Raw genomic sequence first — 12960 nt, forward strand, 5'->3', positions numbered from 1 at the left:
CGATGTTGGCTGGACTCGCCTTTGGCTCGGAGATCAAACGTTTCGGCCGTAGCCGATTGACACGCGTGGCCATCGTCGTACTGATGCTGCTGCCCCTGGTGTACGGGGCGCTGTACCTGTGGGCGTTCTGGGATCCGTTCGGCCACACCAACAAGATGCCCGTGGCGCTGGTCAACTCCGATCGTGGTGCCGTCGTATCCGGGCAACAGTTCAACGCCGGCGCGGAGATCGCCAAGAGCCTGACCGCGGACGGCGGCCTTGACTGGCACGTCGTGGACCTACCGGAGGCACGCAACGGAGTCGACCACGGCAAGTACTACTTCATGGTCGAATTACCGCCCGATTTCAGCGCGGCCATCGCGTCGCCGGTGACCGGGCAACCCAAGAAGGCCAACCTGATCGCCGTCTACAACGACGCCAACAACTACATCTCGACGAGTATCGGTCGTACCGCCATCGGCCAGGTGCTCAACGCCGTGTCCAGCCGGATCTCGGGACAGGCCGTCAATCAGATGCTGTCGGTGGTGGTTTCGTCGGGATCGGGTATCAAGCAGGCCGCCGACGGGGCCGCGCAACTCGATGACGGCGCCGGTCAGCTGGTGTCCGGCCTGGACACCGCGCGATCCGGCTCGGCAACGCTTGCCACCGGTGCCAAGCAACTGTCAGACGGAATCAACCAGGCCACCGACCCGCTGCTCGCGGTGACCAAGGCGGTATCGCAAATCGGCGGCAGCACGCAGCAATTGCAACAGGGCGCGGCAGCTCTTGCGCAGGCCAACGACCAACTCGGTGCCATCGCCGGGGCGCAGGATGCCGCCGCAAACTCGCTGTCATCGGTGATCGACCAGCTCTCCGCACGACAGGATCCGCTGGCGAACAACCTGCGCGGCATCCAAGATCAGCTCCGGGGTCACCAATTCACGCCTCAGATCCGCCAGCAGCTCACCGACGCGCAGAACGCGGCGATCGCCATGACATCGGGGTTGCGGAACCCGGGCAGCCCCCTGGGGTCGGCGCTCGACCAGGTCGGCAGCAAGGGACAGGAGCTGACGAACAAGCTCACCCAGCTGCGCGACGGAGCCCAGCAAGTCGCCACCGGCAACGCCGAATTGGCCGGTGGCATCGCCAAGCTCGACGACGGCGCACGACAACTCAAGGCGGGATCGGCCGAGCTGGCGACCAAACTCGCCGACGGGGCCAAGCAGGTACCCAACTGGACAAGCCAGCAAAAGGATGCGGTCGCCGAAACCATTGGTGGTCCGGTGCAACTCGAGGCTTCACATGAGAACGCCGCGCCCAACTTCGGCACCGGGATGGCTCCGTTCTTCCTCACGCTCGCCTTGTTCTTCGGTGCGTTGGTGCTGTGGATGGTGCTGCGGCCCTTGCAGTCTCGCCCGATCGCGGCGGAGGTGCTCGCATTCCGCGTGGTGCTCGCCAGCTACCTGCCCGCCGCCGCGATCGCGCTATTCCAAGCCGTCATTCTCTACTGCGTGGTCCGGTTCGCCCTCGGTATGCACGCCGTCCATCCCGCGGCCATGCTGGGGTTCATGGTGCTGATCTCCGGTGCGTTCGTAGCCGCGACGCAGGCGATCAACGCGCTTGTCGGTCCAGCGGTGGGCCGGGTGCTGATCATGGCTCTGCTCATGTTGCAGCTCGTCAGCGCGGGCGGCATGTACCCCGTGGAAACCACGTCACGGCCGTTCCAGATCCTGCACCGCTTCGACCCGATGACCTATGGCGTCAACGGGCTCCGGCAGCTCATCCTCGGCGGCATCGACGCCCGACTATGGCAGGCGATCATCGTGCTGGCCGCGATAACCGCTGTCGCACTGGCGATCTCCTGCCTGTCGGCGCGACGAGACCGGCTCTGGAATCTCAGTAGGCTGATCCCCGCGATCAAGATGTAAGCAGGGTTTCAGGCTATCCCGAAATCGATGATGCCCCGGACGATTTTGCCGTTGAGCAGATCGTCGTAGGCGTCGTTGACCTCGTCGAGGCGATAGCGCTTGGTGATCATCTCGTCGAGCTGTAACTGACCCGTCTCATACAGCCTCGCCAACCTGGCGACGTCCGCCTTCGGGTTACACGAGCCGAAGATGGTGCCCGCCAACGTCTTATTGGTCAAGATGAAGTCCTGCAGGTCGATCTTGACCGACCGGGTCAACTGCGACGTCATGCCGGTGAGCACACAGGTCCCGCCCTTACGGGTGAGACGCACCGCATCGCGGACGTCCTCGGCGGTGATCAACGACGGTGAGACCACCACGGCGTCGGCCATCACCCCGTACGTCAGACCCCGCACCAGGTCCAGCGCCTCGGTCGTCGTCGCCACGCTGTGCGTGGCACCGAATTGCAAAGCCGATTTCTGTTTGAAGTCAACGGGATCGACGGCCACGATCTGCGCGGCGCCGTTGATGCGGGCTCCCTGGATGGCGCCCGTGCCGATCCCGCCGACGCCGATCACCACGAGGGTATCGCCGGCACGCATGTTGGACCGGTTGGCGACGGAACCGTATCCGGTCGGGATGGCGCACGACAGCAGCGCGCTCGGGGCCAGCGGCAGGTGTTGCTCGATCTTCACCAATGAATTCGTCGATACCACCGTGTGTTCGGCGAAGGCGCCGATCTTGGAGATGTGGCCCAGCTTCCGGCCGTCGGCGGTGTGGTGACGGAACGTGCCGTCGGTGGGCATTCCCGGGACCATGGTGCCGATGCCCTGGTCGCAAAGGTACTCGATTCCGCTGGCGCACCAACGGCATTGGCCGCACACGGCGACGAACGACATCACTACGTGGTCGCCCGGCGCAAAGTCGGTGACGCCCGGGCCGACCTCACGCACGATCCCGGCGCCCTCGTGGCCGCCGATCGTCGGGAACATGGTGGGCAGGCCGAGGGATCGCATCACCTCATTGGGCGCCGACATGTCTCCTTTGAGGATGTGGTCGTCGGAGTGGCACAAGCCGGCGGCGGCCATCTGCACCAGGACCTCTCCGGCCTTGGGCGGATCCAGTTCGAATTCCTCGACCGACCACGGCCCTCCCACGTCGTGCAGGATCGCTGCGCGGCTTTTCATGCGGCGGGCGCGAAAGTGACCGGAAGCTTGTTGGGCGACCGGAAGGTCAGCCCGACGATCTTGGATTCCACGCCGGTGCCGTCGTCGGGGACGAACGCCAAATCCTCGACGCGATCGAACAGGCTGTTCAACATGACCCGCGTTTCCAGTCGCGCCAGATGCATGCCCAGGCACATGTGAATGCCGCCCGCGAAGGCGATGTGGGCCTGGCGCGGGCGGCAGATGTCGAACGTATCGGCATCGGTCCAGCGGGTCTCGTCGCGATTGGCCGAACCCATACACATGTCGATCTGGGCGTTGGCCGGGATTGTCTTACCGCCGATTTCGACCTCCTCGGTCGTGGTACGCATGACCGTGGTCAGTGGCGTTTCGAAGCGTAGGCCCTCCTCGATCGCCATCGGCAACAAGGATCGGTCCCGACGGACCATCGCCAGCTGCTCAGGGTGGGTCAACAGCAGATACAGCAAATTGCCCGACGAACGGTACGTGGTTTCCAGCCCGGCCGGAAGAAGCAGCCGCAGGAAGGCGATGATGGCCTCGTCGGTGAGCTTCTCGCCGTCGATCTCCGCGGCGACCAGGTCTCCGATGATGTCGTCGGTGAGCTTGCGCCTGCGCTGCTCGACCTGTTTGAGGAAGTAGTCGTAGAGCTCGGTGGCGGCGTTCAACCCCGCCTCGATGTCGGTCGGGATCGAGATGAGGTCGAGCGACAGGCGTCGGAACAGGTCGAGATCTTCGGCGGGCAGACCGAGCAGCGTGGAGATGATCCGCGTCGGGAACTCGAAGGTCACCGCCTTCACCAGGTCCGCCTGGCCGTCGTTCTTGATTTCGTCGACGAGCTGATCGCACACCGGCCCGATGACCGAGGGCTCCCACCGCGCCAGCGCGGTCGCACGAAAGGCTTTGGCCACCAGGTTGCGGTGGTCGTGGTGTTCCCTGCCGCCCATCGCCAAAATGGTGTGTCCCATCACCAGCCCGATGGTCTTGTCGTAGGCGGCCGACGTGAACACCCGGTCGTCGCGGAAAGCCTGGGACACAGCGTCGTAATCGAACAGGACCCATTCGTCGTCGGGCCGCAATTCCTCGGGCAGCTGTCCGGAATCGGCCAGGGAACCATGCCAGACCGGGTCCGTGCGCCGCATGTACTCGAAGAACGGATAGGGGCTGGTTTCACCGGTGAAGTCGAGCGGGGGCACCACGGGCTGACCGTTCGGGTCAGTGCTGAGCGTCATCAGCGCTTCCTCCTGGAAACAACCGAGTCAGGCCGTTCGCGCGGACCGATCGTCGACCGCGAGTCCACGGCGGGTTTGTACCGAGCGGAATTTAGCTATCATAGTATAAATAGCAACGAATCCCAACGGCTCGCGCGATCGCCACACCCCGGTTAGGCATTGCCGCAACGCGTTCGGCACGGCCGGTCCCGTTCGCCGCGCCGCCCCGGGGCTTTTCGCGCCAATACCCACCTCGTCTGCCTCCGGCCAAATGCGCAGGTCTACCTTGAAGGTGGTTTAGCGTGCATGACGAGCCGGAGAAAACGAATAGGTATGACACAGACGAACCTGGCCCGCCCACACGGCCTGACCCGCATCGACCCGGTACTGCGCGACGCCGCCGTCGAGTTGGGCGCCTTCGAGTTCCGCGCCGAGACACTGGCCGCCGAACGGGAGCACGCCAACCTGCTGGCCGCCCAGCGCGCCGCGGCGGCCGACACCAGCGGCGTCTCGATCGACTCCCGATCCATCGCCGGGCCCGGCGGTCAGCTGGGGCTCCGTTTGTACCGCGGCGACACCGAATCCCCGGCGCCCCTGGTGGTGTACGCCCATGGCGGCGGGTTCGTCACCGGCAACCTGGAGACGGACCATGCGCACTGCGTGGAGTTGGCCCGCGACGGCGGCTGTCTGGTGGTTTCCGTCGACTACCGGCTGGCGCCGGAGAATCCGTGCCCGGCGGCGCTGGACGACGTCGAAGCGGCCTTCCGCTACGTGGTCGACAACAGCGAAGAACTGGACGCCGACGCCGGCCGCATCGCGGTCATGGGGCGCGACGCCGGCGCGGCGCTCGTCGCCGGCCTGACCCAGCGCATGTTCGACCAGGAAGGTCCGGCCATCCTGATGCAGATCCTGCACCAGCCGATGCTCGACTCCGACGCCACGCCGTCGCGTCGCGAGTTCCAGCGCACCCCGGGCCTCAACGGCCCGGCCGTGAGCCGGGCATGGAATCACTACCTCGGCCACGCCAGCGCCAGTGGGCAACACGTCCCGGCGCACCGGGCAAACCTCGAGGGGCTGCCACCCACGTTCGTCAGCTGCTCCGAGATCGATCCCTGCCGAGACGAGGCCATCGACTACGCCAATCGGCTGCTGCACGCTTACGTCCACACCGAATTGCATGTGATTGCAGCGACCTTCAATGGCTTCGACTCGATGGTGCCGGACTGGATTGTTTCCCGGGAGAACCGGGCGCTGCACGCCCAGGCGGTGCGCCGCGTGTTCGCCATGTAGGAACGGCTCGTCCGGGTAAACACGACAGCCCGCGCTGTTCGCCGAGGCGGAAATCTCGTCACCGCTTTTACCGACTGAACTCCGGTATCTCTTACCGTATTGCCCGTTGCTAACATCAGAAATGCCAGCCAACCGAGGACCGATCGGGCGGATGATCAAACACCCAAACCGTTTCCGTTGCACCCGCAGCGATCGAATGTCAAGAAGGATTCCCTCGGCACCATGACCACCATCGACTCCCCCGAAAAGGTCCTCTTCACCTCGACGACCCAGGCCTTTCTCGAAAAGGAAGCGCCGCTGCGCCGGGTGCGGGAGCTACACGCCGAGGGGGCGTCGTTTGACCCAGCGTGGTGGCGGCGCGCCGCGGAGCTCGGGTGGACGGGGCTGCTCGTTCCGGAGGAGCTGGGCGGCGGGAGCGTGTCGGAGAGCGGCTTCGCCGACCTGGCGATGGTCGCCGAGCAGCTCGGAAAGACGGTCGCGCCCGGGCCGCTGTATCCGGTCAGCACCGTCCTGTCGACGCTCGGCGAGTGCTCCAACTCCGAAGCGCACGCCGATGCCATCGAGGCGCTGATCGCGGGTGAATCGGTGGCGTCGTGGGCGGTTTGTGAGCCCGGCCAGGGCTGGGCGCCCCTGGCTCCCTCGGTGACGGCGACCGAAACCGACGGCGGCTACCGCATCGACGGCGTCAAGGACCGCGTCGAGGCGGCCGCCCAGAGCTCGGCGCTGCTGGTGGTGGCGCGCGGCGGCCCGAATGGCGCTGAGATTCGCCAGTTTCTGGTCCCGACGGACGCTCCGGGCGTCAGCATCGAGCCCCAGCAGTCGGTCGACTTGGTCAAGCAATACGCCCGCGTGCGCTTCGACGGTGTCGTCGTGCCCCGGTCTGCGACCGTCGGCACCGCCGCTGAGACACCCGCACTGGTCGATCGACAAAGCCAGATCGCCCAGGTGTTGCAGTGCGCCGAGGTCGTCGGCGTCCTGCAAACGGTGTTTGACTTCACCGCCCGGTGGGCGCTGGACCGGCACACATTCGGTCGCCCGCTGGCGTCGTATCAGGCCCTCAAACACAAGTTCGCCGACATGAAGCTGTGGCTGGAGGCCTGCCGGGCGACCACGTGGGCGGCGGTGGACGACGTGGCGGGCCGCGCGCCGCAGGCGGGATTGTCGGCCAGCATCGCGAAGTCCTACGTGGGGGAGATGGCCGGCCAGATCGTCCAGGCCTGCGTACAGATGCACGGCGGCATCGGTGTCACGTGGGAGCATGACCTGCACCTGTACCTTCGCCGGGTTACGTTGTACCGCAGCATGTTTGGGACGCCCGAGGAACACAACCTGCGGGTGTACGAGTTCGAAAAGGCGGGTCGTTCGGGCAGATGACGCACACCGAATCTGTCGCAGAGTTCGCCGCCCGGGCCAGGGCATGGTTGGCCGACAACATGCCCGCCATCGACCGCGACGCCCCACCACCGGCCCCGCGCGACGACGAGCGGGCCTGGCTGCGGGCCCGAGAACTCCAAAAGCGCTTGTACGACGGCGGATTCGCCGGCATCTGCTTTCCCCGCGAGTATGGCGGTCTGGGGCTGGACTACGAATACCAAAAGGCATTCGACGCCGAAACCCTCGACTACGAAATGCCCCTGATCCTCAACACCCCGACGTTCACCATCTGCTGCGCCACGCTGCTCGACACCGGCAGCGAAGACCAGAAGAAGCAGCACATCGCCGCGGCGCTGCGCGGCGATGAGGTGCTGGTGCAATTGTTGAGCGAACCCAGCGGCGGATCGGACCTGGCCGGCGTGCTCACCCGGGCCGAGCGCGATGGCGATCGTTGGATCATCAACGGCGCCAAGACGTGGAGCACGAGCGCGTTCGCCGCCGATTACGGCCTGTGCCTGGCCCGCACGAACTGGGATGTGCCCAAACACGAGGGCCTGACCATGTTCCTGGTGCCCATCTCTCATCCGGGAATCACGTTGCGGCACATCACCATGCTGAGCGGTTCCACCGAGTTCTGCGAGGAGTTCCTCGACGGAGTCGACGTTCCAGACGACGCCGTTGTCGGGGAGGTCAATGGCGGCTGGGCGGTGGCCTCGCGACAGCTGTACCACGAACGCCGCGCGGTGGGGCAGGGTTCGGAGTTCGCCAGCGGCGGCGGCAGCGAGGGGGGCAACGCGATCCCGGTCGACTACGTCGGCCTCGTGGAGAAGACCGGACAGGCCGACGACCCACGCGTGCAGGAAAAGGCCGGCAGGGTCCTGGTGCACCGGGCGGTGGCCGAGCAGTTGATCGGCCATGTGTACCGCAGTGTCAGGGACGGCGTCCTGCCGCCGGCGGCCGGAACGCTCATCAGACTGTTCCACTCCGAGACCGTGACCACCGACGTCGACACGGCGTTGGAGATCGCGGGAAGCGCCGGCGTGGTGGGGGAGCAGGGCGCCGGCCTGGAGGCGGGGCTGCGCTACCTGTCGCGGCAGACGGTCGCGATCGGCGGCGGCACAACGGAAATGGCCCGCAACGTGATCGGCGAGCGGGTGCTGGGCTTTCCCCGCGAATACGCCGCCGACCGCGGGGTGCCGTTCAGCCAGGTGCGGCACGGCGAGCGGTCCGACCGGTCCTAGCCCTCGGCGACGACGTTCTCGGCCAGACCGCTGACCACCGGGATCTGCACCAATGACAAGACGTGGTGCGCCGGGCTTCCCGGCGGGGCAACCAGCACGTACTCACTGCCCTGTCGTTGTGCCCGCTCCCGCGCGGCGGCAAGGGCGCTGACGCCCGACGATCCGAGGTGGGTGACCGCGCTGAGATCGATGGTCAACGGTGCGACGCCGGAACGGCTTTCGACCGCGATCTGACGGTCCAGCGTGGATGCGGTGTTGGAATCGACGTCGCCGCTGACCACGATGCGGCCCGGTTCGGTGACCGCGGAGACGAATTCGGAGTTGACCGTCCGCCGACCGGTCGCGCGGCTGACCAGCGAGTCGGTGACGAAGTCCGCCGGCCGCGACAGGTGGTGCGTCACCCTGGCGGTCGTCCCATCGGGGCCGTGACTGACGTGCGCCTCCGATACCAAGGCTTCGGCCATGGCAAGGCCCCGGCCGCGGCCCGTCTCGCCTTCGCGGTGATCCTTCCACCGTCCGCGGTCGATCACCGAAATGTGCAGATCGCCGTCGCCGGACAGCATCGCTTCGACGACAACGCCGTCGGAGACGTCGGTCGCGTACCCGTGCTCGACCGAGTTCTCGACGAACTCCGAGATCGCGTGCACGACATCGGAGATGTCGTCGGCGGTGGCGCCGATCTCCGCCAGCCACTGCCGGAGCCGGGTGCGTACGGCGCGGGCGGCGTGCAGGGTTGCGTCCAGCGTCATGTTCAGCGGCGCGGGTGGCGTGCGGCGTTGCGCCGCGAGCAGTGTCACGTCGTCGCTGTAGCCAGTCGAGCGCAGCAGCAGTTCCAGTGTCTCCGAACAGATTCGGTCGATCGTTCGCATCGATGATTCGATGACGAAGCCGCGTTGGCCTCCGGCGATATTCGCGGCCAGTTCGGCGAATTCCGCGGTGCTGGCGCCCAGTGGCCGACCGGGCCGCTCGATCAGGCCATCGGTGTACAGCAGGATCGAGTCGCCCACATCGAGGAACTCGGTGCGGACCGGAAACCCGGTGCCGCTGCCGAGCGGACCCGCGCCGGAAGGCTCGAGATAGCGCGAGGTCGCGTCGGACGTCACCAGCAGCGGCGGCGGGTGTCCGGCGGTGCAGTAACGGAATTCGCCGGTGCCGAAATCGAGCGCGCCGACGCAAATTGTGGCCGTGTTCGACCCGGGCACGTGCTTGCGGAACCGGTCGACGGCCTCGAGCGCCTCGGCGATCGGATATCCCGCCACGACCTGCATCCGCAGCGCGGTCCGCAGCTGCGACATCACCGCCGCCGCTTCGACACCATGGCCGACGACGTCACCGACGACGAGAACCAGCCTGTCCCCCAGGGGAATCGCATCGAACCAGTCGCCACCGGCCGCGGTGTCCTCCGCGGCGACGAGATACTGCGCCGTCACATCCGCGCCGGGAATGACGGGCACCGACGGCGCGAGCAACGCCTGCTGCATGACCGTGGCGGAATCGCGGACGTTGCGGTACCGCTCGGACAGCTCCTCGAGGCGCGCCTCGGCGGCCATCCGCGTTTGCACCCGGTCTGTGACGTCGGTGAACGCCAGCTGCACGCCCTCGATCGTGCCGTCCTCGGCGCGGCGTGCCGTGACGATGAAGTCGAAGAAGTGTTCCTGCGCCTGCCCCGCGCCGTCGAAGTCGGCTTGGACCCGCCACTCTGTTCCCGATTGCGGCTCGCCCGTTTGGTACACCCGGTCGAACATCTGGATGATTTCCTGGCTCACCAGTTCGGGATAGACCTCGCGCGTCAGCAGCCCGATCGAGTCGATGGGCGGACTGAGGACGCGGTACGCCGCGTTGACCGCGACGAATCGGTGCTCGGGCCCTTCGAGGCCGACCAACAGCATGGGGACATTCTCGAAGACGCGCCGCACGTCCTCGGCCGCGCCGACCGTTCGGTCCCAGTCCTTTTCGGCCACCATCTGGCCGTTCCTCCTCGCAGTTTTCGACGGGCCTGCGGGCTAATCAGAGTCGTAACCGGGTCAAATCAAGCGACCAATTTTGCACACGTAGATGTTCAGATTAGCAATGGTATTAGTTGCATATCGCAACGGTTTGATACCGGAGTGTTACATCCGGCGAATTCGGCGACGCGCAAAATTGACGTTGCCGAAAATCGAGATAGCCATCGGCGGTGGCGCGTGGGTGCGGAAACGCGTTGCACGAGTGCGCCATCGGCGGCGCCACGCGGACCCGTCACGTCATGCCCACACCCGCAATCAGGTGGATCGACTACGCGCTGCCGACGTGCGAGTGCGCGATGGCCGCCCAAAGCAACGGGCGCACATCATGTTTCGGCCGTCCAGCGGACTGCGCCCGGCGCGCGATCAGGCCGAGACGGGCTTCTTCGACGCCGGCGCGGAAACCTTCATCAGCTTCATCAGGTTGCCGCCCATGATCTTTGCCTTGTCCTCGTCGCTGAAATCGGCCAGCTCGTCGACGAACGTGATCGGGTCTTTCAGGCCCTCGGGGTGCGGCCAGTCGGATCCGAAGACCACCCGGTCGGTGCCCACCATGTTGACGATCTCGGTGAACCGGTCTTCCCAGAACGGGCTGACGTAGACGCACCGCTTGAACGTCTCGATCGGGTCCTCGGTGAACGCCTGCGGCATCTTCTTGTAGACGCCCTTGAGGCCCCGGAACAGGGTCGGCACCCAGTCCGCGCCGTTCTCGATGGACAGTATCCGCAGGTCAGGGTTGCGGGACAGCGCGCCATGGCAGATCAGGGCACCGAACGCATCCTCGATGGGGCGATGGCCCATGGCCAGGCTGCGGAAGGCGGTCGGCTTGAACGGCAGGAACTCGTCGCCCGGCTCCCAGATGTTGAGCAATTCGGAGTAGCCGCTGTCCGAGGCGTGCATCGAAACGGGGATCTCGGCCCGCACGCAGGCCTGCCAGAACGGGTCGAATTCTTCGAGCCCGAACGACCGGCTGCCGCGGTAGCCGGGCACCGGCGCGGGACGCACCAGCACCGTGCGGGCGCCGCGCTCCAGGCACCACTGCAGTTCCTCGAGCGCACGGTCCACGATCGGCAGGGTGATCACCGGGGTGGCAAAGATGCGGTCCTTATAGTTGAACGACCATTGCTCGTACATCCATTCGTTGAGGGCGTGGATGACGTCATGGGTCATCTCCGGGTCGTCCTTCATGCGCTCCTCGACCAGGCTGGCCAGTGTCGGGAACATCAGCGCGAAGTCGATGCCGAGCTCGTCCATGACCTCCAGGCGCGCGCCCGGTTCGCGGAAGGCCGGGATGGCTTTCATTGGCTCGCCGAGGATTTCGCGATAGCTCTTGCCCTGTGAGCCGTTGCGGAAGTAGTCCTCCTGGGCGCCCGGGCGTGCCACCACCTCGAACGTCGGGTTGGGGATGTATTCACTGATGTGGCCGCGCACCACGATCTTGGTGCGGCCGCGCACCTGGACGTAGTCGATGACGTTCTTGCGTTTGTCCGGCAGGAACTTGGTGAGCGCCTCCTGCGGCTCGTACATGTGGTTGTCCGCGTCGAAAACCGGGAAGGGAAGCTCGCGAGACGGCATGGCGATCTCCTTGCAAATGGTCTAAATTCTCATTGCGTGGTAACGACGTTACCACCGCTGGGCAGCGAGGGACACCCGCGTTATTCGTCGGCCCGCGGCCCGATCGTCGGCGTCGCGCCGTTGATGATGGCGAAGTTCACGGTGGCCGTGGCGAGCAATTCGTCGTCGTCGCCGTCTCCGTCGCCGAAGATGTCCACCTGCATCACCATCGCCCGTCGTCCGGATCGCAACACCTTGGGCACCGCGAACGCCGAGCCCTGGCGGACGGGCCGCAGGTAGCGCACAAACAGATCCGAGGTCGTCATCGTGGTGCCCGGCTCCAGGTAATCCAGCCCGAATTGGCCGCCCGCCACGTCCACCAGCGTCGCGATCAAGCCGCCCTGCAGGGCGCCGGACGTGTTGACGACTTGCGGGCTGACCGGCATGGTCATCGCGAACTCGCCGTTGCGGCTGCCCGGGCGCATGCCGATCTGAGCGAACAGCTCGGCCAGCGACGGGACCGTCGACTCTTCGTCCGTCTCGCGGATGCCGAGCGCGCGGCTGCAGAAGTCGTAGAGGTGGCCCGTATCCACGGGTGCGCCGTTCAATTCCGAACCCAGCCAACGCAATCGCTGCGCGCCCATCACCGTCTGCATGACGATGGCGGCGGCCGCACCGACGTCCAATCCGGGGTTGAAGACGCCCTCGGTGATGCCCTGCCCGACGATGTCGCGAGTCAGCCGGTGCAACGGTGTGAGCACCCGGGCGTAGTCACGGGGACGAGTCTCGGCCAAGTGCTGGTTGTAGAGGGTCAGCGCGCGATTCAGACTGTCCTGGGTGCTCGATTCCGGTTGCTCGCTGAGCCGATCGATCAGCAATTTCAGGGCCGACGTGCTGTCCAGTCCCGCGGTTTCGGCGCGCCAGGCCTGAACCGATTGAGCGATGGTTCTGTCGAACAGCGCCAGAAGTAGTTCGTCCTTGCTGGCGAAGTGTTGGTAGAAGGCCCGCAGCGACGTCTTGGAGCGGGCGACGACCTCCTGCACGGTGAAGTCGGTGCGTCCCGTCTCGCCCAGGATCGCGACGGCGGTCTTGATGAAGCGGTCGCCGCGCGTCACTTCGGCTTCGTCATTGGGGGCGGTCATCGGCGCTGTTCCCTTCCCTGGCGCAGTCCTTACGCTCTGAGAATGAGGTTACCGCGTCCTGGGGCCCATCCGCGA

9 protein-coding genes are annotated in these 12960 nt (G+C 66.0%); 4 read left to right on the forward strand and 5 right to left on the reverse strand.

Features of this window, described 5'->3' with window-relative positions:
- The first annotated feature begins 2 nt into the window (after positions 1-2).
- Positions 3-1907, forward strand: coding sequence for a YhgE/Pip domain-containing protein (locus W7U_RS03680; protein WP_036428662.1), 1905 nt, complete (start codon positions 3-5; stop codon positions 1905-1907).
- Between the two features lie 8 nt (positions 1908-1915).
- Here the strand turns inward: W7U_RS03680 and W7U_RS03685 are convergent, their stop codons facing one another.
- Positions 1916-3073 carry a Zn-dependent alcohol dehydrogenase gene (locus W7U_RS03685; RefSeq protein ID WP_008255004.1) on the reverse strand — a complete coding sequence of 386 codons (1158 nt, stop codon included), beginning with the start codon at positions 3071-3073 and terminating at the stop codon, positions 1916-1918.
- Positions 3070-4302, reverse strand: a complete 1233-nt coding sequence (locus W7U_RS03690) for a cytochrome P450 (RefSeq protein ID WP_008255006.1) — start codon at positions 4300-4302, stop codon at positions 3070-3072. Before W7U_RS03690 ends, W7U_RS03685 begins: the two co-directional genes overlap by 4 nt.
- 312 nt (positions 4303-4614) lie before the next feature.
- Here W7U_RS03690 and W7U_RS03695 point away from each other — a divergent pair, with 312 nt between their 5' ends.
- From W7U_RS03695 to W7U_RS03705, 3 genes are all read left to right on the forward strand, one after another.
- Positions 4615-5571 carry an alpha/beta hydrolase gene (locus tag W7U_RS03695; protein ID WP_008255011.1) on the forward strand — a complete coding sequence of 319 codons (957 nt, stop codon included), beginning with the start codon at positions 4615-4617 and terminating at the stop codon, positions 5569-5571.
- A 222-nt stretch (positions 5572-5793) separates the two neighbouring features.
- Positions 5794-6945: an acyl-CoA dehydrogenase family protein gene (locus tag W7U_RS03700; protein ID WP_008255013.1), complete on the forward strand. Its 1152-nt coding sequence runs from the start codon at positions 5794-5796 to the stop codon at positions 6943-6945.
- A complete protein-coding gene (locus W7U_RS03705; RefSeq protein ID WP_008255015.1) occupies positions 6942-8186 on the forward strand; it encodes an acyl-CoA dehydrogenase family protein in 1245 nt (414 codons plus the stop codon). The genes W7U_RS03700 and W7U_RS03705 overlap by 4 nt, the downstream gene beginning before the upstream one ends.
- On the opposite strand, the gene W7U_RS03710 is transcribed toward W7U_RS03705, so the two are convergent.
- The 3 genes from W7U_RS03710 to W7U_RS03720 form a co-directional block, all read right to left on the reverse strand.
- The gene (locus tag W7U_RS03710; protein WP_008255017.1) at positions 8183-10150 is read right to left on the reverse strand and encodes a SpoIIE family protein phosphatase; all 1968 of its coding nucleotides are present in this window, start codon (positions 10148-10150) and stop codon (positions 8183-8185) included. The two genes, W7U_RS03705 and W7U_RS03710, sit on opposite strands and share 4 nt — an antisense overlap.
- 405 nt (positions 10151-10555) lie before the next feature.
- A complete protein-coding gene (locus W7U_RS03715) occupies positions 10556-11764 on the reverse strand; it encodes an amidohydrolase family protein (RefSeq protein ID WP_008255021.1) in 1209 nt (402 codons plus the stop codon).
- A gap of 80 nt (positions 11765-11844) precedes the next feature.
- Positions 11845-12885, reverse strand: a complete 1041-nt coding sequence (locus W7U_RS03720) for a hotdog fold thioesterase (protein ID WP_008255023.1) — start codon at positions 12883-12885, stop codon at positions 11845-11847.
- Positions 12886-12960: the final 75 nt, after the last annotated feature.

Origin of the sequence: Mycobacterium sp. H4Y, assembly GCF_000364405.1 — a bacterium.
In the GTDB taxonomy this organism is placed as follows: domain Bacteria; phylum Actinomycetota; class Actinomycetes; order Mycobacteriales; family Mycobacteriaceae; genus Mycobacterium; species Mycobacterium intracellulare.

Excerpts from the sequence above, each read along its gene's own strand:
- W7U_RS03685 (WP_008255004.1), bottom strand. The coding sequence starts at position 3,073 with ATGAAAAGCCGCGCAGCGATCCTGCACGACGTGGGAGGGCCGTGGTCG.
- W7U_RS03690 (WP_008255006.1), bottom strand. The coding sequence starts at position 4,302 with ATGACGCTCAGCACTGACCCGAACGGTCAGCCCGTGGTGCCCCCGCTC.
- W7U_RS03705 (WP_008255015.1), top strand. The coding sequence starts at position 6,942 with ATGACGCACACCGAATCTGTCGCAGAGTTCGCCGCCCGGGCCAGGGCA.
- W7U_RS03710 (WP_008255017.1), bottom strand. The coding sequence starts at position 10,150 with ATGGTGGCCGAAAAGGACTGGGACCGAACGGTCGGCGCGGCCGAGGAC.
- W7U_RS03700 (WP_008255013.1), top strand. The coding sequence starts at position 5,794 with ATGACCACCATCGACTCCCCCGAAAAGGTCCTCTTCACCTCGACGACC.
- W7U_RS03715 (WP_008255021.1), bottom strand. The coding sequence starts at position 11,764 with ATGCCGTCTCGCGAGCTTCCCTTCCCGGTTTTCGACGCGGACAACCAC.
- W7U_RS03680 (WP_036428662.1), top strand. The coding sequence starts at position 3 with ATGTTGGCTGGACTCGCCTTTGGCTCGGAGATCAAACGTTTCGGCCGT.
- W7U_RS03720 (WP_008255023.1), bottom strand. The coding sequence starts at position 12,885 with ATGACCGCCCCCAATGACGAAGCCGAAGTGACGCGCGGCGACCGCTTC.
- W7U_RS03695 (WP_008255011.1), top strand. The coding sequence starts at position 4,615 with ATGACACAGACGAACCTGGCCCGCCCACACGGCCTGACCCGCATCGAC.